Here is a 24,506-nt window from a genome sequence, read left to right on the forward strand (position 1 = left end):
TAGAGGTTGCCGTGACCGCATCCCTCACCAACCCGTCTCCCGACCAGGCCGAATGGGCCCGCATGGGCACCCGCCTGGACGTCGAGGACGCCCTCGCCACCGTCACGCTCTGCCGACCCGAGCAGGGCAATGCCCAACACCCCGGCACCTGGCGCGCCCTCGCGGCGGTCGGCCGTGCCCTGCCCGGCCCCGTACGGGTGGTCCTGCTCCGTGCCGAGGACGTCTCCTTCTCGGGCGGCCTGGACCGGGCCAAGCTCACTCCCGACGGCGTTCCCGGCGAGCTCACGCCGAGGAGCCCGTACGGATGGTCTGGCCTCCCTCGCCGTGCCCGGCGGAAAGCTGGACGCCGCCGCTCGCGAGCTGGCCGCGGTGGTGCTCAAGGCCCCGCGTAACGCTGTGGTCGCGGCCAAGGCCCTGCTCCAGGGCACCGCCGACCGACCTACGCCGAGCAGCGCGCCGCCGAGCGAGCAGCCCAGGCCGGCCGTGTGCGCGCCCTGACGGGCATCTGGGGCTGATCGAACTGTCGCGGCCGACGCCGGGCCGCTCATCACCCACCGGCGGCCCGGCGTCGTCCGCCCGGCCCTCGGCTCACCAGAAGTCGTCCGCCTACCTTCGACTCCAGAAGGAGAACCAACAACGTGTCCGACACCGTGGACTACGAACTTGACGGCCCCCTCGCCGTCATCACCATCACCCGTCCCGAGGCGATGAACGCCCTGGACACCCCCACCCTGGTTGCCCTGCGCGACACCGTGACAACCGCTGCCAAGGACCCCGCCGTACGCGCCCTTCTGCTCACCGGCGCCGGCGACAAGGCCTTCTGCGCCGGGGCGGACCTCAAGGACGACGCACTGCGCCAGGCCAAGGACGGCTCCAGCATCCCCGCCGTCTTTTCGAGCGTCAGCGAGTACTACAACCCACTGGCCAGGGCGCTGGCAGGGATGCGCAAGCCCACCGTGGCCGCCGTCAACGGGGCGGCCGCCGGAGCCGGCGCCGGGCTGGCCTTCGCCTGCGACTTCCGCCTCGTCGCCGACTCAGCCGGCTTCAACACCGCCTTCGCGGGCATCGCGCTCACCGCCGACACCGGCGCCTCCTGGACGCTGCCGCGACTGATCGGCCACGCCAAGGCCACGGAGCTGCTGATGCTGCCGCGTACCGTCAAGGCAGCCGAGGCGCTGGAGCTGGGCCTGGCCACCCGGGTCGTCCCGGCCGCCGAGATGGCCCAGGCCGCCCGCGACTTCGGGAGACAACTGGCCGAGGGGCCCACGCTGGCGCTCGGCGCGCTGAAGGAGTCGCTCGCCTTCGCCGCGTCCCACTCGCTCAGCGAAACCCTGGACAAGGAGGACGAACTGCAGACCCGTGCCCTCGCCTCCCAGGACCACGCCATCGCCGTTCAGGCCTTCCTCGACAAGGAACAGCCCACCTACCTCGGCCACTGAACGGCCGTCAGTTTGGCCGCCGCCGCACTGTTGCCCTGGCAGGGACTGCCCTAAGGATTGCGAATGCCCCGGTGTGACCCAGATGGCATGAGGTGTGACCTCTGCCGGGAAGGATCACACATGGGGATCAAGGAAGAACGCCCCCGCGACAGCGCAAACATCGTACGGACGGGGGCGGAGTTGGCGAGAGCGGCGCAGCTGGACCGGGATCCGGCCGAGCAGTTGATCGAGCGGGCCCGCCGCGAGGGGGTGAACCTCATGGGGCGGGGGCGGGCTGCTGTCGGGGCTGGTCAAGCTGGTCCTGGAAGGAGCCCTGGAGACCGAGATGACCGGAGATGACCGAGCATCTCGGCTACGAGAGGGGTGATGCGTCCGGCACCGGCTCGGGCAACTCCCGCAACGGAACCTCCCGCAAGAAGGTGCTGACCGACGTCGGTCCGGTCGAGCTGGACCTTCCCCGGGACCGGGCCGGGTCCTTCACGCCGGCCGTGGTGCCCAAGCACTCCCGGCGGGTGCAGGGCTTTGACGCCGCGATCCTGTCGTTGTACGCCAAGGGCCTGACCACCGGGGAGATCCAGGCCCACCTGGCGGAGATCTACGACGTCGACGTCTCCCGGGACCTGATCTCCCGCGCCACCGACAAGGTCAGCGAGGAACTGGACGCCTGGCGCAACCGCCCGCTGGACGCCGTCTACGCAGTCGTCATGATCGACGCCATCGTCGTGAAGATCCGGGTTCTGTCGACGATCTTGTGATCCGGGCGGCTGAGCAGCTCGTGCCGACTGTTCGCGATCCGGACCACACACGGGCCAACACCGCCTCTCGGGCCTCAACATCTGCCATTTCCGCTGGTCAACGAGGTGTTGAGTCCGTACCACCAGCAGACCAAAAACCTGCTTGCGACTGCAGCCCAGACCGCACGGTTCAGCGACCACTTTCACAGTCACCCGGTTACGCCTTCCAAACACGACCGTGACCTGCGAAAACACCCCTCGCGGGCGAATTCGACCCGGATTCGCCCCGGAAGCCTCCGATCAGAGCGACGCTCCTTCTTGATCTGCAGATATACAACTTCTGCCGCTGTACCAGCCGTATGCCGCCAAAGAAGCGTCAGAGAAGCAATAAAACGGACATTATATCTCAATGAGATGGTCACCGATGAACGCGCCCGTCACCGCGGGCGGACGGCATGACTGCTGTCTCTCTTGCCGGCGCGCAGCGGCACAGTGCCTCGCATCAGCGCTCCCACCAGGGAGTTTCCAAGCACTCTTCCGTGACACGGAAGCCGTATTGCGCCCCCGCACAGCCCTTCCCGACGATGTCGCCACCACCCAACGACGGGAGCCGCAACGATGCCGCACATCACCGCCTTCGCCAGGAACCAGTGGTACGTCGCCGCCTACAGTCACGAGGTCGGGCGGCAGTTGCTCGGGCGGACGGTTCTCGGGGAGCCGCTCGTGTTCTACCGCGCCGAGGAGGACGGCCGCCCCGTCGCTCTCAACGACCGCTGCGTGCATCGGCGTTACCCGCTGTCGGAGAGCGGGCTCGACGGTGACCGGATCGTGTGCGGGTACCACGGGTTCACCTACGACCGCACCGGCGCGTGCGTGTACGTGCCGGGGCAGAAACGCGTCCCGCGCACCGCCCGGGTCGCCTCCTACCCGGTGGTCGAGCAGGACTCCCTGGTCTGGGTCTGGATCGGCGACCCCGGACTCGCCGACCCGGACGCCATCCCACGGGCCCGGCACCTCGACGCCCCGGGCTGGACGACCGTACGGGGGATGGAGCCTATCGACGCGGACCACGGCCTCCTCGTCGACAACCTCCTCGACCTCTCCCACGAGACCTACCTGCATGGTGGCTACATAGGCACCCCGGAGGTCGCCGAGACGCCGATCACCACGGAGGTCGACGAGGGCGCGGGGGTCGTGCGGGTCCGCAGGCACATGGACGACGCCGAGTGCCCGCCGTTCTACGCCCGTTCGACCGGGATCGAGGGGCGGATCACCCGCTGGCAGGACATCGAGTACCACGCGCCCTGTCTGTATCTGCTGCACAGCCGGATCGCACCGGTGGGCGTGGTGCCGGAGGCCGACGGCAGCGACCCGAACGGCTTCCACACCGAGATCACCTACGCGATCACCCCGTCCTCGGACGGCAGGGTGTACGACTTCTGGATGGTCTCCCGGGACTGGGCGACCGACGACACCGAGGTCACCGACTTCCTGCGGAACAACAACCACACCGTGGTCATGCAGGACGTGGACGCCCTCAACCTCCTGCAGCGGACGCTCGGTTCGGAGCGGGCCGGCTACCAGGAGCTGAGCATCAACATCGACACCGGCGGTCTCGCCGCCCGCCGTATCCTCGCCCGGCTGGTCGAGGAGGGCGACAAGCCCGCGGAGAAGGTCCTGTGAACACCCCGACCGGTGAGATCTACCGCATCGACTGGCTGCCGGGCACCGACGTGCTGCACGGCACCTGTCACTGCGGAGCCGAGCACACCGCGCAGGACCCGGTCGAGATGTGGGAGTGGATGCTCGGCCACCCCGAAGGACACCGGCCCCCGGAGCGCACGACATGAGCCTGTACGAAGCCGAACTCGTCGTCGGCGAGCGGACGTTCGCGGCCGACGGGGTGGTCTCCCTCACCCTTCGGCATCCACTCGGCGAGGAACTTCCGTACTGGGAACCGGGGGCGCATGTCGATGTCGTGCTCGGGCCCGGGCTGGAGCGCCAGTTCTCGCTGTGCGGGGATCCCGGGGACCGTTCCGGGTGGCGGGTCGCGGTGTTGCGGGAGCCCGACGGGCGGGGCGGATCCGCCTTCGTCCACGACCGGTTGGGCGTCGGCGGCAAGGTGCGGGTGCGCGGCCCGCGCAACCACTTCCGGCTGGAGCCTGCCCCGCGCTACCGGTTCGTCGCGGGCGGTATCGGCATCACCCCGATCCTGCCGATGCTGGCCGCCGCCGAGGCCGCGGGCGCCGAGTGGACCCTGCTGTACGGCGGCCGGACGCGGCGGTCCATGGCGTTCACCGGCGAACTGGCGCGCTACGGCCGGGAGCGGGTCACCGTCGCCCCGCAGGACGAGACCGGGCTGCTGGATCTCGGCCCGGTACTGGACGACGTTCCGGACGGCACCCTGGTGTACTGCTGCGGTCCGGGGCCGCTGCTGGACGCGGTGGAGGAGCACTGCCCGGCGGGCGTCCTGCGGGTGGAGCGGTTCCGGCCGAAGGCCCGGCGCGCGGGCGGGGACGTCGAGTTCGAGGTCGTCCTCGCGCGGAGCGGCCGTACCCTCACCGTCACACCCGGGGTCTCCGTGCTCGACACCGTCCGGGGCGCCGGGGTCGAGGTGCTCTACTCCTGTACCGAGGGCACCTGCGGGACGTGCGAGACGGATGTCCTCGAAGGCGACCCGGACCACCGGGACTCGGTGCTCTCCGAGGAGGAGCGGGCGGCCGGGGAGACCATGCTCATCTGTGTGTCGCGGTGCCGAGGGGAGCGTCTGGTGCTCGATCTGTGATCCGCAGGTCCGCCTCGATCCGTGCCACCGCCGCGACCAGCGGCGGCAGCAGGTCGCGGCGGACCGCGGCGGTGGACATCCGGCCGGAGTGCACCGCCAGGACCACCCCGGCCACCACCTGGCCGCTCCGGTCCCGCAGCGGGGCGGCCAGTGTGCTGACGCCGTCCTCCAGGTCGTCCTCGAACAGGGCGTATCCCTGACGGGCAATAAACTTCGCGTCGGCCAGACCGGATGCGCCGGGCCCGGACGCGTGGGCGAGCAGCACCGCCCCCGCCGCCGTCCGGTGGGCCGGACAGCGCGTCCCCACCGCCACGGTCGCCGCCATCGCCCGCCGGGCCGGGGCCGCCGCGACCCACCATGAAGCTCCAGGGCGCCACCGAGATCGCCTCCCCGTTGGTCGACGTCGCGAAGAACCTCACCGTGGCCATGTACTTCACCTCGGCGACGTACGCGCAGAAGAACCCCGACGTCGTGAAGAAGTTCCAGGAGGCCACGGCCGAGTCGCTGGCCTACGCGGACGCGCACCCGGACGAGGTCCGGCAGATCGTCACCACCTACACCAAGACCCCCGCGGACGTGCTGGCCGCGGTGACCCTGCCGAAGTGGCCGGCCGATCCGAACCGTTCGTCGATCGAGACCCTGGAGAAGCTGAGCGAGCAGGACGGCCTCTTCAAGACGGCACCCGACCTGGACAAGCTGCTGCCGTGAAGGATGTGAAGGGGCTGGACACCGCACTCGGTGCGGCCGGGCTCGCGGCCTTCCTCGCCCTCGGCGAGGCGCTGCCGCGACTCGGTCTGGTCAAGGCGGACTACTTCCCGCCGACCAGCCGGATCGCCCGTGCCCTGGGCACCGAACTCGCCGACGGGGCCTTCTGGTCGGCGCTCGGCGACACCCTCACCGGCTGGGCCGCGGGCCTGGCCATCGCGGTCGGCGCGGCATCCTGGCGGGCGTCGTCCTCTCGGTCGTCCCGCATCTGCGCGAGGCCATCGCGTCCACGGTCGAGTTCCTCCGCCCGATCCCCTCGGTCGCCCTGATCCCCCTCGCCATCCTGCTCTACGGCACCGAACTCCGCTCGGTCCTGCTGCTCGTCGTCTACGCCTCCTTCTGGCAGGTCCTGATCCAGGTGATGTACGGCGTCCAGGACGTCGACCCGGTCGCCGAGGAGACGGCGCGGTCGTACGGACTCGGCACCTGGGCCCGGGTCCGCCATGTGCTGTGGCCGACCGCGCTGCCGTATGTGATGACCGGCGTCCGGCTGGCCGCCGCGGTCGCCCTGATCCTCACCATCACCGCCGAACTGGTCATCGGAGCACCCGGGTTGGGCCAGCAGATCGCCGTCGCGCAGACCTCGCAGGCGGTGCCGGACATGTACGCCCTGATCGTGGTCACCGGTCTGCTGGGCCTGATCGTCAACGTGGGCGCCCGGTCGGTGGAACGGCGGGCGCTGGCCTGGCACCAGTCGGTGCGCGGGGAGGTGACGGTGTGAGGCGGCTGCTGCTCACGGCGGTGTACCTGCTGGCCCTGCCCGTGGTACTGGTCGCGCTCTGGTGGGTGGCCTCCGACGGCAGCACGAACGTCTACTGGCCGCCGCTGCGCACCATCCTGAAGACCTTCCCGGACGTCTGGACCGGGCAGCGGCTCCGCGACGACCTGCTGCGCAGTGTGCTGCGGCTGCTCGCCGGATACGCCACGGCGGCCGTGCTGGGCATCGGCCTGGGCACGGTCGTCGGCTCCTACCGGCGGGTGCGGGCGGTCTGCGAGCCCGTCCTCGAATTCCTGCGGGCGGTGCCACCGCCCGTCCTGGTCCCGGTCATCATGCTGTTCGCGGGCATCGGCGACTCCATGAAGATCGTGGTGATCGCCGGCGGCTGCGTCTGGCCGATCCTGCTCAACACCGTCGAGGGCGTACGGGCGGTGGACCCGGTGATGGCGGAGACGGCCCGTTCCTACGGCATCACGGGCCTGGCCCGGCTGCGTACGCTGGTACTGCGTTCGGCGAGTCCGCAGATCTTCGCGGGCCTGCGGCAGGCGCTGTCGATCGGGATCATCCTGATGGTCATCAGCGAGATGTTCGCGGCCAGCAACGGGCTCGGCTTCCCCATCGTGCAGTTCCAGCGCGGCTTCGCGATCCCCGACATGTGGACCGGGATCCTGCTGCTGGGCCTGCTCGGCTTCGCGCTCTCGGTGGTCTTCCAGCTGGTCGAGCGGCGGGTGCTCGGCTGGTACCACGGGCTGCGCGCGACAACCCGGCGGTCCTGAGTGAGCATCGTGAAGGGGCGGTCCATGCTCGACGTACGCGGCCTGAAGAAGGTCTACGACGGTGTCGGTCGCCGCATCAAGGCGGTGCGCGACCTCACCTTCACCGTGGGGGCAGGCGAGCTCGTCTGTCTCGTGGGCCCGTCGGGTTGCGGCAAGACCACTCTGCTCAAGTGCATGGGCGGCCTGCTCACCCCGACCGGTGGTGAAGTCCTCCTGGAGGGCCGGAAGGTGACCGGCCCGCCGCCCGGGACGGCGTTCGTCTTCCAGGAGTACGGCCGCAGCCTGTTCCCCTGGATGCGGGTCGCGGACAACGTCGAACTCCCGCTGAAGCACAAGCGGTTGACGCGGGAGCGGCGCAGGGAACTGGTCTCCGACGCGCTGCGCTCGGTCGGCCTCGCGGACGCCGCCGGCGCCTATCCCTGGCAGCTCTCGGGCGGTATGCAGCAGCGGGTCGCGATCGCCCGGGCCCTCGCCTACGAACCCCGGGCCCTCTTGATGGACGAGCCGTTCGCCGCCGTCGACGCCCAGACCCGGGCCGATCTGGAGGATCTGGTCCGCGGGCTGTGGCGGGAGCGCGGCATCACCATCCTGTTCGTCACCCACGACATCGACGAGGCGGTCTATCTGGGCGAGCGGGTGATCGTCCTGTCGGCCTCCCCGACCGTCGTCCAGGAGCAGCTGAAGGTCGATCTGCCGGACCGGCGCGACCAGTTGCACACCCGGGTCGCCCCGCGCTTCGCCGAACTGCGCACCCATGTCTACGAGCAGATCCAGGCGGCGAAACGCGGGGCTCCCAAGGCGGCCGGGGTCACGACGTCAGATACGCCTCCACCTCGCTGAACTGCGCGGCAGGCCAGCCGTTGTTGGCGGTGACGGTCAGCCGCAGATAGCGCAGGTCGGTGCTGCCGGGCAGGGCGACGGTGACGGTGTTGCCGGTGGCCGGGTCGAACCGGTAGCCGGTGGACCCCACGACGGTCGAGTAGTTCGAGCCGTCGGTGCTGCCGAGGACGGTGACGGTCTGGGTGCGCGCGCCCCAGGCCGAGGACGGCGGCAGCTTCAGCACCAGCCGGCGGGCCGCGTAGGAGGAACCGAGGTCGACGGTCAGCGACTGCGGGAAGGCGTTGTTGGCGGACTCCCAGTAGCTGTTGGCGTCGCCGTCGACCGCCTTGCCGGGCGTGTACACGTCCTGCGAGCCGGTGGCGGTCGCCGGGCGGCCCTTGGCGAGGTTGCGGCCGGGATCGGGGTCGGGGTTGCCGGTGCCGGGCTGCGGCCAGCTGGAGCAGTCCGACCAGGTGCTGGACCAGCCGGAGTTGCCGCCGCCGTCGGTGAGCGCGAAGGAGCCGGAGTTCGCCGGGTAGGGGCAGTTGTAGATGCCGGCCGCGCCGACACCGGTGGCGGTGACGTTGCGGAAGGTGGCGGCACCCTGCGCCTCGGCCTGCACCACGACCGTCCCGGTGTTCCGCACGGTCGCGCCGGTCACGTTGACGTTCCGGACCGGGTATCCCTGGCCGCCTCCGGAGACGAACTCGAAGGCGCTGTACGGGCTGTCGGTGATCGTGGTGTTGGTGATGTTGACCGTGGCGTTGATGGCGCTGTCGTAGGAGTCGACGCGCAAGGCGCCCATCGGGTGGTTCCAGTTGGGGTTGATCGCGCCGGTCCGGACCAGTGTGTTGCCGTCGACGGTGATCGTCCCGGACAGCGGTGAGAACGGGTCGGCGAACTTCTGGTTGGAGACGGCGATACCGCTGCCCAGCGCGTTGGTGTCGGAGATCAGGTTGTTCCGCACGGCGATGTCGGTGCCGCCGTAGATGGCGATGCCGTTGGCCAGGTTCGGCTGGGAGATGGTGTTGCCGGTGAAGCTGGAGTTGGTGTCCGGCGAGTACAGCGACCACATGGCCAGGGAGTCGTCGCCCTGGTTGCGCAGGAAGTTGTTACGGACCTGGACGCCGTGGGCGGTGCCGTTGAGGTTGAGGCCGTCGGCGGTGGTGTCGAGGATGCGGTTGTTCTCGACGACCAGGTTGTCGTTGTCGCCCGTCAGCCAGAAGCCGCACTTGAGGTGCTGGATCCACATCCCGGAGACCGAACTGTTCGGCCCCAGGGATCCGTTGACGAAGTTGTCCGGGTTGGAGTCGACGCGTTCGGTGACCTCGCCGATCACCGCGAAGTTGTTGATGTGGACGTTCCCGGCGGAGCTGGACTGGTCGATGAAGCGCGAGGTGTGCACCACCGAGTACCAGCTGCCGGCGCCCTGGAGGGTGACGTTCTGCACGCCGCTCAGGGAGGACGTGAGCTTGTAGTCGCCCGGCGGGATCCACACCGTCCCGCCCTGGGCGGCGGCGATGGCGTCCCGGAAGGCCTGGGTGGAGTCGCCGTTGCCGCTGGGGTCGGCGCCCTTGGAGGTGACCGAGACCGACCCGGCGGGCTGGGCGGCGGCGCCGGCCACCTGCTCGAAGTCGGCCACGTCGACGGTGACCTGGGTGCCGGTGGATTCGAAGGCGACCTTGTCGCCCGCCTGGATGTTCTGGCCGAGCAGCAGCCGGGCGTTGTCGAAGAAGTGGTGCTGCTTGGCGCCGGCGATCCAGCCGGTGTCGACGTAGGAGTACTTGGAGGTGACGGTCAGGGTCTTCGCCAGTCTGACCCCGTTGACGTACACGTTCAACGTGCCGGACTGGCCGTCGGGGACGCTGTAGGAGACGTTCACGGCGTTGGACGCCTGGGGTGCGGTGAACTCGATGCGCTGTCCGGAGGTGAGGCGCACGGCCTGGCGTCCCGAGGCCTCGGAGGCGAGGGTGCCCTGGGTGTAGTCCGGGCCGATCCTGGTGCCGGTGGTGGTGGTCGCCGCCTCCGCCTCGACCGAGGTGAACGGCAGGCTCGCGCCCGCCGCCGCGCGGGCGGCGGGCGCGACGGCGACGAGCATGCCGGCGGCGAGCGCGACAGCGGCCGCCACTGCTGGCATGCTCCTGACAGACCTGGTTGTGGTGCTGTGCATCTGCTGATCCCTTCGGGGTGGGGGGAGGGGGATAGCGCGAGCGGTACCGGTGGCTCAGGTCGTCAGCCAGGCCGCCGTGTCCTGCGGCAGACGGCCCGCGCCGTCCAACGGGCCGCTGGTGAGCACAAGCTGGGTGTGGGCGGGGAGTTCGGCGGGCTCTGGGGCGAGGTTGACCACGCAGATCACTCCCTCGGCGCGGGTGAAGGCGAGGACCCCCTCGGGAGCGGGCAGCCAGGTCAGCGGGCCGGACCCGAAGAGCGGGCGGGCGGCGATGGCGCGGCGGTAGAGGCTGAGCATGGAGTCGCCGTCATTCTGCTGGCGGTCGGCCGCGTACGAGGCCCAGCCGGCCGGCTGCGGCAGCCACGGCTCCTCGCGCGAACCGAATCCCGCGTACGGCAGGTCGGCGGCCCAGGGCATCGGCACCCGGCAGCCGTCCCGGCCGGGATCGGTGCCGCCCGACCGGAAGTACATCGGATCCTCGATGCGGTCCACCGGGATCTCGGCCTCGGGCAGCCCCAGCTCCTCTCCCTGGTACACGTACACCGCGCCGGGCAGCGCCAGGGACAGCAGCGCGGCCGCGCGGGCCCTGCGGGTGCCCAGTTCCAGGTCCGTGGGGGTGCCGAAGGCCTTGGTCGCGAAGTCGAAGGCGGTGTCCTCGCGGCCGTAGCGGGTGACCGTGCGGGTCACGTCGTGGTTGCACAGCACCCAGGTGGCGGGCGCGCCGACCGGGGCGTGCTCGGCGAGGGTGGTGTCGATCGACGTCCGCAGCCGGCCGGCGTCCCAGGGGCAGGACAGGAAGGAGAAGTTGAAGGCGGTGTGCAGTTCGTCGGGGCGGAGGTAGCGGGCGAAGCGCTCGGCGTCGGGGAGCCAGACCTCGCCGACGAAGACCCCGTCGTAGGCGTCGGCGACCGCGCGCCACGCGCGGTAGACGTCGTGCAGGTCGTCACGGTCGACGAAGGGGTGCGGCTGCGGGTCCGTGGCCAGGTCGGGCAGGTCCGGGTCCTTGGCGAGCAGGGCGGCGGAGTCGATGCGGACGCCGGCGACGCCCCGCTCGAACCAGAACCGCAGGATGTCCTCGTGCTCCTGGCGGACGGCGGGGTGGGCCCAGTTGAGGTCGGGCTGTTCGGGGGTGAACAGGTGCAGGTACCAGTCACCGTCGGGCAGCCGGGTCCACACCGGTTCGGTTGAGCCGAGGAACTGCGACGGCCAGTCGTTGGGCGGGAGTTCGCCGTGCTCGCCACGCCCCGGGCGGAAGTGGAACAGCTCGCGCTCGGGGCTGCCCGGGCCGGCCGCCAACGCCGCCCGGAACCAGGGGTGCTGGTCGGAGACGTGGTTGGGGACGATGTCCACGATCGTCCGGATGCCCAGCTCGCCCGCCTCCGCGATGAGCTTCTCGGCCTCGGCGAGGGTGCCGAACGCCGGGTCGATGGCCCGGTAGTCGGCGACGTCGTAGCCGCCGTCCTTCAGCGGTGACAGGTACCAGGGGTTGAACCAGAGGGCGTTCACGCCAAGTTCGGCGAGGTACGGCAGCTTGGCGCGGACGCCCGCGAGGTCGCCGGTGCCGTCGCCGTCGCCGTCCGCGAAGCTGCGGACGTACACCTGGTAGATGACGGCGGAACGCCACCAGTCGAGGTCCTTCGGGGCATGGCTGGGCTGTCCCACTGTGCGTGCCTTTCTGTCGGAGGAAGGGCGTCAGCCCTTGGTGCTGCCCGCGCTGATCCCGGCGATGATGTGCCGCTGGAAGACGAGGAACAGCGCGACCATCGGGATGCTGGCGATCACCATCGCGGCGATGAGCACGGTGAGCTGGATGTTCTGCGACAGCTGGACCAGGGCGACGCTGATGGGCTGCTTGTCGGTGTCCGAGAAGACCATCAGCGGCCACAGGAAGTCCTGCCACACCGCGACCAGGGCGAAGATCGACACCACCCCGAGCACCGGGCGGGACATGGGCAGCACCACCGACCACAGGATGCGCAGCTTTCCGGCGCCGTCGATCTCGGCGGCCTCCAGCACGTCACGCGGCAGCTGGTCGAAGAACCGCTTGAGGAGGTAGAGGTTGAAGGCGTTGGCGACGGCCGGGAGCCAGATGCCGAGCGGGTCGTTGAGCAGGCTGGTGTGGATGAACGGCAGGTCGGCGGCGGTCAGGTACTTGGGTACGACCAGGGCCTGGGCCGGGACCATCAACGTGGCCAGGATCCCGCCGAGGATCACGTTGCCGAAGGCCGGCTTCAGTTTCGACAGGGCGTAGGCGGCGGCCGTGCAGAACACCAGCTGGAAGGCCCAGGCACCGGCCGCCTGCACCACCGTGTTCCACAGGTGCTGGGGCAGCTGCATCAGGTCCCAGGCGTCGGTGTACCCGGTCAGGTGCAAGTGCTTGGGGATGAGGTTGGGCGGGGTCTGGGCGACCTCGTCCGGGGACTTCATCGCGCCGGTCACCATCCAGTACACGGGGAAGAGGAAGGCGAGCGCGAAGAGCAGGACGACACCGGTGAAGACGGTCCAGTAGATCGCCTTCCCGCGTGGACGGGCCAGGGTCGCCGGCGAGATCAGGGTTCGGGTGGCGCTGCTCATCCGTCCTCCCCGGAGCGGGTCAGCCGCAGATAGCCGGCGGAGAAGACACCGAGCAGCACCAGGAGCATGACGCTGAGGGCGCAGGCGCCGCCGAAGTCGTTGTAGAGGAAGGCGTACTTGTAGATGAGGTAGAGCACGGTGACCGTGGCGCTCTCCGGGCCGCCGCCCGTGATCACGAACGGCTCGGTGAACACCTGCATGGTGGCGATGATCTGCAGGAGCATCAGCATCAGGATGACGAACCTGGTCTGCGGAATCGTCACGTGGCGGATGCGCTGCAGGAGGTTCGCGCCGTCGAGTTCGGCGGCCTCGTACAGCTCGCCGGGGATGGACTGCAGGGCGGCCAGGTAGATCAGGACGGTGCCGCCCATGTTGGCCCAGGTGGCCACGATGACCAGGGAGACGAGCGCGGTGTCGGCGCCGTTGGACCAGTTCGAGGTGGGCAGGTGCAGGAAGCGCAACGTCTCGTTGGCGAGACCGGCCCCGGGGTCGTAGAACCACTTCCACAGCAGGGCGCTGACCACCGGCGGGATCATCACCGGGAGGTAGACCACGACCCGGAAGAACGCCTTCGCGTGCCGCAGCTCGTTGAGGACCAGCGCGAGAACGAACGGGACCGCGAAGCCGATCAGCAGGGCCAGCAGCGTGAAGGTGAGGGTGTTGCGCCAGGCCGCCGAGAACTCGGGGTCGTGCAGGACCCGGGTGAAGTTGGCGGTGCCGACCCATTCCGGGGACGAGCCGGGGGTGTACTTCTGGAAGGCGATCACGACCGCGCGGATCGCCGGGTACCAGGAGAACAGGGCGAAACAGATCAGTCCGCCGAGCAGGAACCCGTAGGCACGGGCCTGGTCGAGGAACCGGCGCCGCCTCCGGTCCCCTGCCGGGGACGGCGCCGGGGCCTGACGGGCGCCGACCGCCGCGGGGGCAGGTCGGCGCTCGGCCGTCTTGGTCATCGCGGTCAGCCCCGGGCCAGGATGCCGGCGATCTTCTCGTTGGCGTCCTTGAGGAGCTGGTCGATGTCGGCGTCCTTCTTGGTGAGGACGGCGGAGACGGCGCCGTCGAGGACGGAGTAGATCTGCTGGGCGTTGGGCGGCTCGATCTTCATCTGGAGGGACTGGTTGCCGTCCAGGAAGGCCTGGTAGTTCTCCACCGGGACATTGGCGTTGGCCTTCTTGACCTGCTGGTCCTTGGCGTCGGCGGCGCCGGTGAACAGCCGCGGCTCGGGCAGGCCCACGGGTGCGTTGTTCTTCTTGGCGCGGGCGTAGTCGCCGAGGAAACCGTCACCGGGGGTGAGGAACATGGAGTCGAGCCACTTGAGGCCGGCCTTGATCTGCGCCGGGCTGTCCTTCTTGTTGAACATGTAGCCGTCGCCGCCGATGAGGGTGCCCTGGCCGCCGGGCATCGGGGCGAGGGCGAGGTCCTTGTAGTTGCCGCCCTTCTCCTTGACCAGGATCGGGATGTTGTCCGGCGCGGAGAGGTACATGCCGAGCTTGCCCGAACCCATCATCTGCTGGACGTCGTTGATGATCAGCAGCTGCTTGCTGCCCATCGAGTTGTCGGTCCAGCGCATGTCGTGCAGGTTCTGCAGGACCGCGTGGCCCTGGGGGGTGTCGACGGTCGCCGTCTTGCCGTCGGCGGAGACGACGTCACCACCCTGGGAGTACAGCTCGGCGGTGAAGTGCCAGCCGCCCTGGTTCTGCGCGCTGTAGTCGGCGTATCCGACGGTGCCGTTGCCGAGGGCGGCGATCTTCTTGGCGTCGGCGCGGACCTCTTCCCAGGTCGCCGGCGGCTTGTCGGGGTCGAGACCGGCCCTCTGGAAGAGCGCGCGGTTGTAGATCAGGCCCATGCTGTATCCGGTGCGCGGGATGCCGTAGACCTTGCCGTCCACGGTGTAGATGTCCCGCAGCTGCTTCTGGATGGTGTCGTAGCTCTTGAGGTCCTTGAGGTACGGCGTGAGGTCGGCCGCCTGGTTGATGTCCACGACGTGCTTGGCGTCGGTGAAGTACGTGTAGAACACGTCCTCCATCTGGCCGCCGGCGAGCTTGGCGTCGAAGGTCTTCGGGTCCTGGCAGGGGAACGCGTCGTGCATGACGACGTCGATGTCCGGGTTCTTCTTCTCGAAGTCGGCGGTGTCCTGATCGAAGAACGAACGGTCGACCTTGGCGCTCTTCGGCGGCTCGCAGTTGACGGTGATGCGCGTCTTGCCGCTCCCCGCGTCGTCGTCGCCCGACCCGCAGGCCGAGGCCGAGAGCGCAAGGGACGAACAGACACCTATCGCGACGAGAGCACGGCGGAACCCGGTGCTGGACATCGGTGGACCCCCCAGAACAGGAGCAGTGGGCGCCGCACCGGGACCGGTGGGCGCCGCACACTCAAGCACCGGCGACAGGCGTGCGCAAGATGTCGCGCAGAATCTGTAATTATTCGACAGCAGATTGGATCTGCTGACACTCAGACCTTGGGGACTTGCGCTGTCGAGCCGCGGACCACCAGCTCCGGCTCGAACAGCAGCTCCTCCGGCGGTACGGCGGTACCGCCGATCTGCACGTTCAGCAGCTCCACGGCCGCGCGGCCCATGGCCTCGATGGGCTGGCGGACGGTGGTGAGCGGGGGTTCGGTGCAGTTCATGAAGGCCGAGTCGTCGTAGCCGACGACGGAGATGCGGGAGGGCACCTCGTACCCCTTGCGACGGGCCGCGCGGATCGCGCCGAGCGCGAGCGGGTCGCTGGCGCAGATGATGCCGGTGACACCCCGGTCGATCAGCCGGGACGCGGCGGCGTGGCCGCCCTCGATGGAGAAGATCGCGCGGGCCACGTACTCGTCGGGGACCTCGCCGATGGCCCGCGCGGCGGCGAGTTTCCGGGCCGAGGGGACATGGTCGCCGGGGCCCAGGACCAGGCCGATGCGTTCGTGCCCGAGGGAGGCGAGGTGGCGCCAGGCCTGCTCCACCGCCACCGCGTCGTCGCAGGACACGGCCGGGAAGCCGAGGTGCTCGATGGCGGCGTTGACCAGCACTACCGGGATGTTGCGGTCGGCGAGCAGCCGGTAGTGGTCGTGGGGCGCGTCGGCCTGGGCGTACAGACCGCCGGCGAACACCACCCCCGAGACCTGCTGTTGCAGCAGCAGCTCGACGTAGTCCGCCTCGGAGACCCCGCCCTTGGTCTGGGTGCACAGCACCGGGGTCAGCCCGAGCTGGGCGAGCGCGCCGCCGATGACCTCGGCGAAGGCCGGGAAGATGGGGTTCTGCAGCTCGGGCAGGACCAGACCGACGAGTCGGGCGCGCTCGCCGCGCAACTGGGTGGGGCGCTCGTAGCCGAGGACGTCCAGGGCCGAGAGCACCGCCTGCCGGGTGGCCTCGGAGACCCCGGGCTTGCCGTTGAGTACCCGGCTGACCGTGGCCTCGCTGACCCCGACCTTCTTGGCCACTTCCGCAAGTCGTCGTGTCATGAGCGCAAGGGTAGCGCAATTTACGCAAGCTGCTTGCGTAGGCTCCGGAGCCGGGGTCAGACGCGGCTGCCGGTCGCCGTGTCCGCCGACAGTCGCTGGGCGAGGTAGATCGGGACCACCGACAGCAGCACGAGCACCGCCGCCACCACGTTCACCACCGGTGCCTGCTGGGGGCGGGTCATGTTGTCGTAGATCCACAGCGGCAGGGTCTGAACGCCCGGTCCCGCGGTGAAGGTGGTGACCACGATCTCGTCGAAGGAGAGCGCGAAGGCGAGCAGTCCGCCCGCGAGCAGCGCCGAGCGCACCAGGGGGAAGGTGACGTCGGCGAAGGTGCGGAAGGTGTCGGCGCCGAGGTCGGCCGCCGCCTCCTCGTAGGTGCCGGAGGTGCGGCGCAGCCGGGCGACCACGTTGTTGAAGACGATCACCACGCAGAAGGTGGCGTGTCCGACGACCACGGTGAACAGGCCGAGTCCGACGCCGAGCGGCGCAAGGACCGTGCCGAAGGCCGAGTTGAGGGCGATACCGGTGACGATGCCGGGCAGCGCGATCGGCAGGACGACCACGAAGGAGAGGGCGTCCCGGCCGAAGAAGCGGTACCGGGCGACCGCGAAGGCGATCAGCGTGCCGAGCACCAGGGCGATCGCGGTGGCGCCGAGCCCGGCCTTCACCGAGGTCCACAGGGCCTCGCGGGCACCGGAGCTGTGCCAGGCGGCCGACCACCAGCGGGTGGTCACACCGGGCGGCGGCCAGCTCGCGCTGCGGTCCGGATTCAGGGAGTTGACGAGGACCAGCAGCAACGGCACGTAGATCACCGCGAAGCCGAGGCCGGCGGCGACACGCACCGCGATCCGCGCGGAACGGGAGAGTTGCACGGCGGGCTCCTCTACAGGCTGCTCAGCGCGCCCGTGCGGCGCATCGCGAGCAGGTACAGCACGATGACGACGACCGGGACGGTGGCGAGCGCGGCGGCCATGGGCAGGTTGAGTTCGATGTTGGCGTAGACGAGGTTGCCGATGAGCTGGGTCTTGCCGCCGACGATCTGCACGGTGATGTAGTCGCCGAGGCTGAGCGAGAAGGTGAACACCGACCCGGCGGCGACCGACGGCAGCACCATCGGCAGCACCACGGACCGGAAGGTCCGCCCGGCGCGGGCGCCCAGGTCCGCGGAGGCGTCCAGCAGGTTGTCGGGCAGCTGTTCCAGCGCGGTGTGGATCGGCAGGATCATGTACGGCAGCCACAGATAGGTCAGGGCGAGCACGGTGGCCGGCAGCCCGAAACCGGGCCCGCTCAGCCCGAAGGGTTTCAGCAGCCAGTCGGCGAGCCCGCCCTCGGACAGGATCAGCCGCCAGGCGTACACCTTGACCAGGTAACTCGCCCACAGCGGGGTGAGGATGGCGACCACCAGGAGCGGGCGCAGGCTCGGCCTGGCCACCCGGGCGGTGTAGAAGGCGACCGGGAAGGCGATCACCGCGCACAGCGCGGTCACCGCGAGGGCGACGCCGACGCTGCGCAGGATCACCTGCCGGAACACCGGGGTGGTGAACAGCTCGTGGAAGTTGTCGGTCGACCAGACCTTCACCACCTCGGAGGTGAAGGAGTCCGTCGTCCAGAACGCGGAGACGAACAGCACCGCCAGGGAGCCCAGATAGAGCACGGCCAGCCAGAGCAGCGGGGCGGTCAGCAGCAGGGCGAGGCGGAGCCGGGGGCGCCGGTACAGCGCCCCCGCGGTCCGGGTGGGCACGGTCATGGCTCAGCCCTTGATCTCGGTCCAGGCCTGCACCCACTTGGCGTACGGCACGCACTTGACGTCGGTGCGGCCGTCCAGGCACTGCTCGATGGGCGTGTTCCAGAAGGCGATGTTCTTCCAGTAGCTCTCGTCGGCCGCGTGATAGGTCGTGCAGAAGCTCTTGTCGCTGGTCAGATCGCAGGCCTTGGCGTTGGCCGGGGCCTCGCCGAAGTACTCGGCGACCTCGGCGTTGACCTTCGGGGAGACGATCCAGTCGAGCCATTTGTAGGCGCAGGTGGGGTGCTTGGCCTTGGCGGAGACCATCCAGGTGTCGGACCAGCCGGTGGAACCCTCCTTGGGCACGAAGGCCCTGACCTTCGCACCGTCGTCGGCCGCCAGGTTGGCGATGACCTGCCAGCTGGTGCCGATCACGGAGTCGCCGCTCTTGAAGGCGGAGATCTCCTTGAGGTAGTCGCTCCAGTACTCGCCGACGTCCGCGTTCTGCTTCTTCAGCAGGGCGACGGCCGCGTCGAACTGCTTCTGGTCGAGCGCGTAGGGGTCCTTGATCTTCAACTCGGGCTTGGTGGCCTTGAGATACAGGGCCGCGTCGGCGATGTAGATCGGCGAGTCGTAGGCGGTGACATGGCCCTGGTACTTCGCCGCGTCGTCGAAGACGGCCGCCCAGGAGGTGGGGGCGGGGCTGACCTTCTGGGTGTTGTACATCAGCAGGTTGGCGCCGCGGCCGTGCGGGATGCCGTACATCTGGCCCTTGACCGAGTTCCAGGCGCCGTTCTTCAGGCCGCTGAAGATGTCCTTGTAGTTCGGCACGAGCTTGGTGTTGACCGGAGCCGCGTCACCGGAGGCGATCAGGCGCAGGGAGGCGTCGCCGGAGGCGGAGACGGCGTCGTACTCGCCGGTCTTCATCAGTTTGACCATCTCGTCGGAGCTGGCGGCGACCTTGGAGTGGACCTGGCAGCCGGTCTGCTTCTCGAAGTCGGTGACCCAGTCCACCTTGGGGTCGTCGGAGCCGTCCTCGACGTAGCCGGCCCAGGCGATCAGGTTGACCGAGCCCTCGCTCTTGCCGAGCTTGGCCAGGGGCTTGAGGTCGGGCGGGTTGAGTCCGGTGGAGGAACCGGAGCCGGAGGAACCGCAGGCGGTGGCGGCCAGCAGCAGCGCGACGGCGGCGGCCGCGGTGAGAGGTCGGGTGAGGCGCACGACGTACTCCAGAGGTGAGGGACGGCGGATCCGGGCGGGACGGGCGGCCGGTCAGCCGGGGACGTGGACGGTGTGCCGGCGCTGCCAGCGCAGCCGGACGCGGGTGCCGCGGTAGACGGCGACGTCCTCGGCGGAGGTGTCGAGGTTCTGCTGGAGCGCGGTGAGCCGGCCGCCGCCGTCCACGTCGACCAGGAAGCGGGTGGCGTCGCCGAGGTAGACCACCTCGGCGACGGTGCCGACGGCGTCGGCGTGGTCGGGTTCGCCCGGGCCCGCGGTCTCCTCGAGGACCCGGATCTTCTCGGGCCGGATGCTGTGGGTGCCGCTCTCGCCGAGCAACCGCCGGGCGATGTCCCCGGTGAGCAGGTTGGAGGTGCCGACGAAGGAGGCGACGAAGGCGGTGGCCGGGCGTTCGTAGATCTCCGCCGGGGTACCGACCTGTTCGATGCGACCCTGGTGGAAGACGGCGACACGGTCGCTCATCGTCAGGGCCTCCTCCTGGTCGTGGGTGACGAAGACGAAGGTGATGCCCACCTCCCGTTGCAGGGCCTTGAGTTCGAGCTGCATCTGCTCGCGCAGCTTGAGGTCGAGGGCACCGAGGGGCTCGTCGAGCAGCAGGACGCGGGGCCGCCCGACGAGGGCGCGGGCGAGGGCGACGCGCTGGCGCTGGCCACCGGAGAGCTGGGCGGGACGGCGGCCGCCGAAGCCGTCGAGGCGGACCTCGGCGAGGGCCTTGCGGGCGCGGACCAGGCGTTCGGCCCGGGGGACCTTGCGGACCTTGAGGGAGTAGGCGACGTTCTGTTCGACGTTCATGTGCGGGAACAGGGCGTAGTCCTGGAAGACGGTGTGCACGTCCCGCTCGAAGGGGGCGCGGCGGGTGACGTCCTGCCCGGCGAGTTCGACCACGCCCGAGGTGGGGCTCTCGAAGCCGGCGATCAGGCGCAGCACGGTGGTCTTGCCGGAGCCGGAGGGGCCGAGCATCGAGAAGAACTCGCCGTCGCGGATGTCCAGGTCGACTCCTGCCACGGCGCTGGTGTCGCCGAACGACTTCCGCAGATCCCGCAACCGGATCGCGCTGGCCTCCATGGGCGGGAACCTTTCTGGCGCTCTCTTGCGTTGCATGTGGTGACGGGAAAGATATGAAGTCATAGTTCAAAGCTCAAGACCCTTCTGAGGTAAAGCTTGGGTCAACGCATAGGGTGGTGGGCCGTGAAGCAGCAGCAGACGGACGGCGGCGCCCGAAAGGCCGTCTTCGCCCCGGTGGACAGCGGGGCCCGGGTGGCCGCCGTCGTACGCCGGATCGGCGACGCCATCGAGCTCGGACTGCTCGCCGACGGGGAGCAACTGCCCGGCGAGACGGAGCTGGCCGGTCAGCTCGGGGTGTCCACGGTGACCCTGCGGGAGGCGCTGATGGCCCTGCGCCAGCAGGGCCTGGTCGTCACCCGCCGGGGCCGCGGCGGCGGCAGCTTCGTCTCCCTGCCGGACCCGCCCGGCCGGGAGCGGCTCCTGGAGCGGCTGCGCGGCTGGAGCCCCGAGGAACTGCGCGACCTCGGCGACCACTGGGCGGCCCTGTCCGGCACCGCCGCACACCTCGCCGCACAGCGCACCGAGGACCACGACCTGGACCAACTCCGCCGGACCACCGAGGAACTGCGCAAGGCCCGGGGCACCTCGGCACGTTGCCGGCTGTACGGCCGCTTCCACGTGGAACTGGCCGCCGCCGCCCAGTCGGCCCGGCTCACCCGGGAACAGGTCGCGCTCCAGACGGAGGTCGGCGCCCTGCTGTGCCTTGTGCTCGGCGACGACGAATATCGTGAAGAGGTGGCGGACCGTCACCGGTCCGTAATCTCGGCCGTGCAGGATGGGGCGGACGCATCGGCCAGGGAGCTGGCCGAGCGGTGCGTGCGGGACTCGACGGCGCGGCTCATCGCCCTGCGGCTGACCCTGTAGCCGCGCCGCGCCCGCTCCCCCGTCCACCGGAGGGCAGCATGAGCCGCGGCACCGTCCCCTCCACATCCGTGACCAGGGCGCCGGCCGCCACCGAGGAGTACGTGGCCGAGCGGGTCGGCCGCGCCCTGGAGGCGGTGTTCGACGCCGTCGCGCAGACCCGCGCCGACACCGCCGCACTGCTGGCCCGGGTGGCCGCCACGGGCCGCCGGCCGGTCACCGCCGACCTGGCCGCGCTGCGCCCCGGGCTCCATCTGCGCCTGGCCCGGCAGGAGTTGGTCTCCGGCGTCGGTTTCGTGGCCGCGCCCGGACTGCTCGCCGACGTGCCGGCCTGGCTGGAGTGGTGGCAGACCGACGCCGGCGGGGACGTACGACCACTGCTCCTCGACCTCGACCCGCGCACCTCGGCCTACTCCGACTACACGCACTGGGACTGGTTCACGCTGCCCCGGGACACCGGGCACCGCGCGGTGGCCGGGCCGTACGTCGACTACCTCTGCTCCGACGAGTACAGCCTCACCCTGTCCGCGCCGGTGGAACGGGCGGGCCGCTTCCTGGGCGTGGCCGCCGCCGACGTGTACCTACGGCACTTCGAGGCGGCCGCGCTGCCCCTGCTGCGCGCGCTGCCCGGCCCCGCCCGGCTGGTCAACGCCCGTGGCCGGGTGGCGGCGTCGGCGGACCCGGCGCACCTGGCCGGCTCACTGACCAAGGGGCCGGACTTCGCGGCCGTGCTGGAGAGCGGACGGCCGGGCACGTTCGGCGCGCTGCGCCTGGTGCCCTGCCGGGGCGTACCGCTGGTCCTGGCCGTCGCCGCGACCTGAGTGGGGAGCCTCGTGCGGGCGCCGCGGCACGAGCGGGGACCCACGTGCGGGCGCCGCGGCACGAGCGGGGCCCGTCCGGACGGGTGGTGGTGGGGAGTGCGGGCCGGTGCCGGGGTGGGCGTCCGGCCCGGCGCCGTCGGCGACCTGAACGCCGACGGTGCCGGGTCAGGCGTCAGGGGTGGGAACCACGGTCAGATGAGCGCCCAGGCCGCCGGGCCGGCGGGAGCGGCGCGGGGCGGCGGGGCGGGGAGCGGCGCGCAGCACCAGGGTGTAACGCGCGTAGCCCATGTCGTGAAGGGTCCTGGCGGTCTCCCCGACCACCCGGCACTCGGTGGCCCCCAGCAGCGGGTCCGGGTGCAGCACCGGCCGGACGGCACCGTCGAGCCGGGCGCCCTCCTCGCCGACCGCGCGCAGCCAGTGCGGCAGACCGTGCCGGAACGCCGCCTCCATGATCGGGTCCTGGGCGATCTCCCGGCGGATCGACTGGAGTTCGTGATCGTGGCCGTACCGCTCCAGGGTGGTCTTGAACTGGGCCAGCATCGGCAGGCACCAGCCCGACTCGTGCGCGCCGAGCACCGAGCCGGCGTCCGGGTGGAACAGGACGAACCGGAGGAAGTTGTCCCCGGGCATGGCCGTGGGATGCGGGGCGACCCCCCCGAAAAGTGTCTCGAACGCGCCGTTGGCCAGCACCACGTCCCAGCGGTGGTCCACCACCAGGGACGGAAAGGGAACGGCGTCCAGCAGCAATGCGTAGTCCTGTAGGTATGCCTGGGCCTCAAGACTTTCGGGGACGGGCCGCGGCGCCGGCCGCTGCCCACCTGCCTGATATGCCATCGGGAGGTCACCCCTCTTGCCTATGCGGCCTTCTCGCGGCGATGTGATCCTGCTGCCCCACTCGGATGCATGTCAACTATCGTGGCATTTCATGCCTGTTGACGGCCGAAATTGGCCACAGTTGTGGCGACACCTGGATGTGAGTTCGAACGACCCGCTAATCTCCGGGAAGTTCATGCCGGGCGGTCCACGGCGACCACCTGTGCGAAGCCCCTGATTCCTCTGAGAGACGTAGGAGTTCTGTCGGTGACGGATGGCTACGAGGATCCGGGCGCCACGGCGACCGCCCAGCTGCCGGCCGTCGTCTCCCGCGTCAGCGCGCTCGCCGACCGGCTCGGCGTGGCGTACGCCGAGGTCTACGACATCGGGCGGCTCTCCTACGCCTGCGGTGTCCCCGAGCCCGTGGTCAGGGCCCTGCTCGCCGGCCGGCCCGCGGGCGAACCCGATGTCCAGGAACGCTTCCTGCAACGTCTGGACCTGCTGCGCCGCACCCGCCTCAAGCCCAACGGCCGAAAACACACCCAGCAGGAGATCGCCGACGGCGCGGGCATGTCCCGGCAGCAGGCCGGCGCCCTGCTCAACGGCGACCGGCGGCCGACCATGGAGCACTGCGACGCCCTCCAGCGCTTCTTCCGGGTGCATGCCGGCTTCCTCACCGCCGCGGACCCCGAGGCGCTGGCCGGCGCCCTCCAGCGCGTCGAGCAGGAGCTGCTGCAGAAGCTGGCCGACCGGGAGCGGGCGGCGGCCGCGGCCGCGGCGGACCCCCTGGAGCGGCTGCTGCAGGACCACGGGGTGCGCGGGATCGCCTGGCGGGCCGCCCAGCTCCCCACCGACCAGCACCGCGACAAGGTCGCGGAATGGCTGGACATGCTCCTGGAGAGCGTCAAGCGGCCCGAGTCGTGAGCTGAGGGGGAACGGGAGAACATGGCCATCGGCAGGGACATGCGCCGGCTGAGCGGCGAGCTGGTCGGGGAGCTGACCCTGCCCGCGCCCACCTCGCCACAGGAGCTGTACCGGGCGCTGTGCGACGCGATGAGCCGCCGCCGCGGCCGCCCGGTCCTGTTCCGTACGGCCGTCTTCCCGCCCGGCACGGCCAGCGGGCTGTGGCTCGACCTGACCGACCGCGACCTGGTGGTGGTCGAGGAACGCACCGCGCCCGACCACCAGTTGGTGATCCTCGGCCACGAGCTGTGGCACATGCACGCCGACCACCACGGCCACGACGTGGAGGGGGTCGCGGTCGCGGCACGGCTCGTCGACGAAGGCGCGGGCGGCGCCGCGGTCAGTGACCGGGCCGCGGTCCAGGCAGCCGTCCGTCGGATGGCCGCCCGCACCCGCTTCGACCAGGCCGAGGAACAGGACGCGGAGACCTTCGGGCTGCTGCTGGCCAGCAAGTGCCGGACCTGGCTCGCGGGTTCGGCCCTGCGCGGCCCGGTACGGCGGCACGACGTGGCGGGGCGCATCGAGGTCTCGCTGGGCTACCCGGGGAAGTGAGCCCGACCCGGCCGGGCACCGGGGCCGACCGGATCCCGTTGCGGACCGGATGCCGACGCGGGTCGGATGCCGATCGGGCGGATCGTGTCGGGGACCGGACGCCGACGCGGACCGGATGCCTGTCGGGCGGATCGCGTTGCGGGCCGGATTTCGTCGCGGCCGGGCGAAGGGACGTTCCCTCAGGAAGGGGCCGCGGGGCGGTTCGGGGTCGGCTGAGCGGGCGAACCGAGCCGTAGCGGGCAGGC

Annotated in this window: 22 protein-coding genes and 4 pseudogenes; 14 read left to right on the forward strand and 12 right to left on the reverse strand. The window is 70.4% G+C overall.

All coding sequences use genetic code 11. The features are described from left to right. Positions 1–62 precede the first annotated feature (62 nt). The 6 genes and pseudogenes from ACZ4N4_RS07125 to ACZ4N4_RS07150 all read left to right on the forward strand — a co-directional run bounded on the left by ACZ4N4_RS07125 (position 63) and on the right by ACZ4N4_RS07150 (position 4,958). A pseudogene (locus ACZ4N4_RS07125) lies at positions 63–515 on the forward strand (hypothetical protein). A gap of 123 nt (positions 516–638) precedes the next feature. Continuing rightward, the gene (locus ACZ4N4_RS07130) at positions 639–1,439 is read left to right on the forward strand and encodes an enoyl-CoA hydratase/isomerase family protein (protein WP_467585447.1); all 801 of its coding nucleotides are present in this window, start codon (positions 639–641) and stop codon (positions 1,437–1,439) included. 120 nt (positions 1,440–1,559) lie between these two features. Beyond that, a pseudogene (locus ACZ4N4_RS07135) lies at positions 1,560–2,173 on the forward strand (transposase); the annotation flags it as partial. Between the two features lie 618 nt (positions 2,174–2,791). Further along, positions 2,792–3,856 carry a Rieske 2Fe-2S domain-containing protein gene (locus tag ACZ4N4_RS07140; protein ID WP_467585450.1) on the forward strand — a complete coding sequence of 355 codons (1,065 nt, stop codon included), beginning with the start codon at positions 2,792–2,794 and terminating at the stop codon, positions 3,854–3,856. Continuing rightward, a complete protein-coding gene (locus ACZ4N4_RS07145; RefSeq protein ID WP_450764699.1) occupies positions 3,853–4,023 on the forward strand; it encodes a hypothetical protein in 171 nt (56 codons plus the stop codon). Before ACZ4N4_RS07140 ends, ACZ4N4_RS07145 begins: the two co-directional genes overlap by 4 nt. Continuing rightward, positions 4,020–4,958 (forward strand): PDR/VanB family oxidoreductase, encoded by a 939-nt coding sequence (locus ACZ4N4_RS07150; RefSeq protein ID WP_467585453.1) that lies wholly within the window; start codon positions 4,020–4,022, stop codon positions 4,956–4,958. The genes ACZ4N4_RS07145 and ACZ4N4_RS07150 overlap by 4 nt, the downstream gene beginning before the upstream one ends. Here the strand turns inward: ACZ4N4_RS07150 and ACZ4N4_RS07155 are convergent. Further along, positions 4,909–5,271, reverse strand: a complete 363-nt coding sequence (locus ACZ4N4_RS07155; protein WP_467585456.1) for an IclR family transcriptional regulator domain-containing protein — start codon at positions 5,269–5,271, stop codon at positions 4,909–4,911. The genes ACZ4N4_RS07150 and ACZ4N4_RS07155 overlap by 50 nt on opposite strands. A gap of 41 nt (positions 5,272–5,312) precedes the next feature. Here ACZ4N4_RS07155 and ACZ4N4_RS07160 point away from each other — a divergent pair. The 4 genes and pseudogenes from ACZ4N4_RS07160 to ACZ4N4_RS07175 all read left to right on the forward strand — a co-directional run. Next, positions 5,313–5,666 (forward strand): annotated as a pseudogene (locus ACZ4N4_RS07160) (ABC transporter substrate-binding protein); the annotation flags it as partial. Positions 5,667–5,671: 5 nt separating this feature from the next. Next, positions 5,672–6,444, forward strand: a pseudogene (locus ACZ4N4_RS07165) (ABC transporter permease). After that, positions 6,441–7,217, forward strand: coding sequence for an ABC transporter permease (locus ACZ4N4_RS07170; RefSeq protein ID WP_467585459.1), 777 nt, complete (start codon positions 6,441–6,443; stop codon positions 7,215–7,217). The pseudogene ACZ4N4_RS07165 and the gene ACZ4N4_RS07170 overlap by 4 nt, the downstream one beginning before the upstream one ends. 24 nt (positions 7,218–7,241) lie before the next feature. Further along, on the forward strand, positions 7,242–8,057 hold the full coding sequence (locus ACZ4N4_RS07175) for an ABC transporter ATP-binding protein (protein WP_467585462.1): 816 nt from the start codon (positions 7,242–7,244) through the stop codon (positions 8,055–8,057). On the opposite strand, the gene ACZ4N4_RS07180 is transcribed toward ACZ4N4_RS07175, so the two are convergent. From ACZ4N4_RS07180 to ACZ4N4_RS07225, 10 genes are all read right to left on the reverse strand, one after another. Beyond that, positions 8,026–10,206: a discoidin domain-containing protein gene (locus ACZ4N4_RS07180; protein ID WP_467585465.1), complete on the reverse strand. Its 2,181-nt coding sequence runs from the start codon at positions 10,204–10,206 to the stop codon at positions 8,026–8,028. The genes ACZ4N4_RS07175 and ACZ4N4_RS07180 overlap by 32 nt on opposite strands. Positions 10,207–10,260: 54 nt before the next feature. Then, the gene (locus ACZ4N4_RS07185) at positions 10,261–11,868 is read right to left on the reverse strand and encodes a glycoside hydrolase family 13 protein (protein ID WP_467585468.1); all 1,608 of its coding nucleotides are present in this window, start codon (positions 11,866–11,868) and stop codon (positions 10,261–10,263) included. A 30-nt stretch (positions 11,869–11,898) separates the two neighbouring features. Beyond that, positions 11,899–12,780: a carbohydrate ABC transporter permease gene (locus tag ACZ4N4_RS07190; RefSeq protein WP_453567601.1), complete on the reverse strand. Its 882-nt coding sequence runs from the start codon at positions 12,778–12,780 to the stop codon at positions 11,899–11,901. Continuing rightward, positions 12,777–13,733, reverse strand: a complete 957-nt coding sequence (locus ACZ4N4_RS07195) for a carbohydrate ABC transporter permease (protein WP_453567599.1) — start codon at positions 13,731–13,733, stop codon at positions 12,777–12,779. Before ACZ4N4_RS07195 ends, ACZ4N4_RS07190 begins: the two co-directional genes overlap by 4 nt. Positions 13,734–13,738: 5 nt before the next feature. Further along, positions 13,739–15,091 (reverse strand): ABC transporter substrate-binding protein, encoded by a 1,353-nt coding sequence (locus tag ACZ4N4_RS07200; RefSeq protein WP_467585471.1) that lies wholly within the window; start codon positions 15,089–15,091, stop codon positions 13,739–13,741. 140 nt (positions 15,092–15,231) lie between these two features. After that, on the reverse strand, positions 15,232–16,227 hold the full coding sequence (locus tag ACZ4N4_RS07205) for a LacI family DNA-binding transcriptional regulator (protein ID WP_450764677.1): 996 nt from the start codon (positions 16,225–16,227) through the stop codon (positions 15,232–15,234). A 56-nt stretch (positions 16,228–16,283) separates the two neighbouring features. Further along, the gene (locus ACZ4N4_RS07210; protein WP_450764676.1) at positions 16,284–17,099 is read right to left on the reverse strand and encodes an ABC transporter permease; all 816 of its coding nucleotides are present in this window, start codon (positions 17,097–17,099) and stop codon (positions 16,284–16,286) included. A gap of 11 nt (positions 17,100–17,110) precedes the next feature. Next, positions 17,111–17,974, reverse strand: coding sequence for an ABC transporter permease (locus ACZ4N4_RS07215; protein WP_467585475.1), 864 nt, complete (start codon positions 17,972–17,974; stop codon positions 17,111–17,113). 3 nt (positions 17,975–17,977) lie between these two features. Next, a complete protein-coding gene (locus tag ACZ4N4_RS07220) occupies positions 17,978–19,168 on the reverse strand; it encodes an ABC transporter substrate-binding protein (RefSeq protein WP_467585478.1) in 1,191 nt (396 codons plus the stop codon). A 51-nt stretch (positions 19,169–19,219) separates the two neighbouring features. Next, positions 19,220–20,251, reverse strand: a complete 1,032-nt coding sequence (locus ACZ4N4_RS07225; RefSeq protein WP_467585481.1) for an ABC transporter ATP-binding protein — start codon at positions 20,249–20,251, stop codon at positions 19,220–19,222. Positions 20,252–20,374: 123 nt separating this feature from the next. Here ACZ4N4_RS07225 and ACZ4N4_RS07230 point away from each other — a divergent pair, with 123 nt between their 5' ends. Then, complete coding sequence (locus tag ACZ4N4_RS07230; protein ID WP_453567590.1) at positions 20,375–21,115, forward strand: FadR/GntR family transcriptional regulator; 741 nt, start codon at positions 20,375–20,377, stop codon at positions 21,113–21,115. A 38-nt stretch (positions 21,116–21,153) separates the two neighbouring features. After that, complete coding sequence (locus tag ACZ4N4_RS07235; protein ID WP_450764666.1) at positions 21,154–21,933, forward strand: cache domain-containing protein; 780 nt, start codon at positions 21,154–21,156, stop codon at positions 21,931–21,933. A gap of 165 nt (positions 21,934–22,098) precedes the next feature. On the opposite strand, the gene ACZ4N4_RS07240 is transcribed toward ACZ4N4_RS07235, so the two are convergent. Continuing rightward, positions 22,099–22,767, reverse strand: a complete 669-nt coding sequence (locus ACZ4N4_RS07240; RefSeq protein WP_453378438.1) for an MmyB family transcriptional regulator — start codon at positions 22,765–22,767, stop codon at positions 22,099–22,101. Positions 22,768–23,013: 246 nt separating this feature from the next. On the opposite strand from ACZ4N4_RS07240, the gene ACZ4N4_RS07245 reads away from it, so the two are divergent. Further along, positions 23,014–23,670 carry a helix-turn-helix domain-containing protein gene (locus tag ACZ4N4_RS07245; protein ID WP_453567585.1) on the forward strand — a complete coding sequence of 219 codons (657 nt, stop codon included), beginning with the start codon at positions 23,014–23,016 and terminating at the stop codon, positions 23,668–23,670. 39 nt (positions 23,671–23,709) lie between these two features. Continuing rightward, positions 23,710–24,261, forward strand: coding sequence for a toxin-antitoxin system, toxin component (locus tag ACZ4N4_RS07250; protein ID WP_453568104.1), 552 nt, complete (start codon positions 23,710–23,712; stop codon positions 24,259–24,261). The last annotated feature ends 245 nt before the right edge of the window (positions 24,262–24,506 follow it).

Source organism: Streptomyces sp. NPDC026538, from assembly GCF_055567535.1.

Excerpts from the sequence above, each read along its gene's own strand:
- ACZ4N4_RS07240 (WP_453378438.1), bottom strand. The coding sequence starts at position 22,767 with ATGGCATATCAGGCAGGTGGGCAGCGGCCGGCGCCGCGGCCCGTCCCC.
- ACZ4N4_RS07195 (WP_453567599.1), bottom strand. The coding sequence starts at position 13,733 with ATGACCAAGACGGCCGAGCGCCGACCTGCCCCCGCGGCGGTCGGCGCC.
- ACZ4N4_RS07215 (WP_467585475.1), bottom strand. The coding sequence starts at position 17,974 with ATGACCGTGCCCACCCGGACCGCGGGGGCGCTGTACCGGCGCCCCCGG.
- ACZ4N4_RS07180 (WP_467585465.1), bottom strand. The coding sequence starts at position 10,206 with ATGCACAGCACCACAACCAGGTCTGTCAGGAGCATGCCAGCAGTGGCG.
- ACZ4N4_RS07200 (WP_467585471.1), bottom strand. The coding sequence starts at position 15,091 with ATGTCCAGCACCGGGTTCCGCCGTGCTCTCGTCGCGATAGGTGTCTGT.
- ACZ4N4_RS07225 (WP_467585481.1), bottom strand. The coding sequence starts at position 20,251 with ATGGAGGCCAGCGCGATCCGGTTGCGGGATCTGCGGAAGTCGTTCGGC.
- ACZ4N4_RS07140 (WP_467585450.1), top strand. The coding sequence starts at position 2,792 with ATGCCGCACATCACCGCCTTCGCCAGGAACCAGTGGTACGTCGCCGCC.
- ACZ4N4_RS07235 (WP_450764666.1), top strand. The coding sequence starts at position 21,154 with ATGAGCCGCGGCACCGTCCCCTCCACATCCGTGACCAGGGCGCCGGCC.
- ACZ4N4_RS07150 (WP_467585453.1), top strand. The coding sequence starts at position 4,020 with ATGAGCCTGTACGAAGCCGAACTCGTCGTCGGCGAGCGGACGTTCGCG.
- ACZ4N4_RS07175 (WP_467585462.1), top strand. The coding sequence starts at position 7,242 with ATGCTCGACGTACGCGGCCTGAAGAAGGTCTACGACGGTGTCGGTCGC.
- ACZ4N4_RS07205 (WP_450764677.1), bottom strand. The coding sequence starts at position 16,227 with ATGACACGACGACTTGCGGAAGTGGCCAAGAAGGTCGGGGTCAGCGAG.
- ACZ4N4_RS07190 (WP_453567601.1), bottom strand. The coding sequence starts at position 12,780 with ATGAGCAGCGCCACCCGAACCCTGATCTCGCCGGCGACCCTGGCCCGT.
- ACZ4N4_RS07250 (WP_453568104.1), top strand. The coding sequence starts at position 23,710 with ATGCGCCGGCTGAGCGGCGAGCTGGTCGGGGAGCTGACCCTGCCCGCG.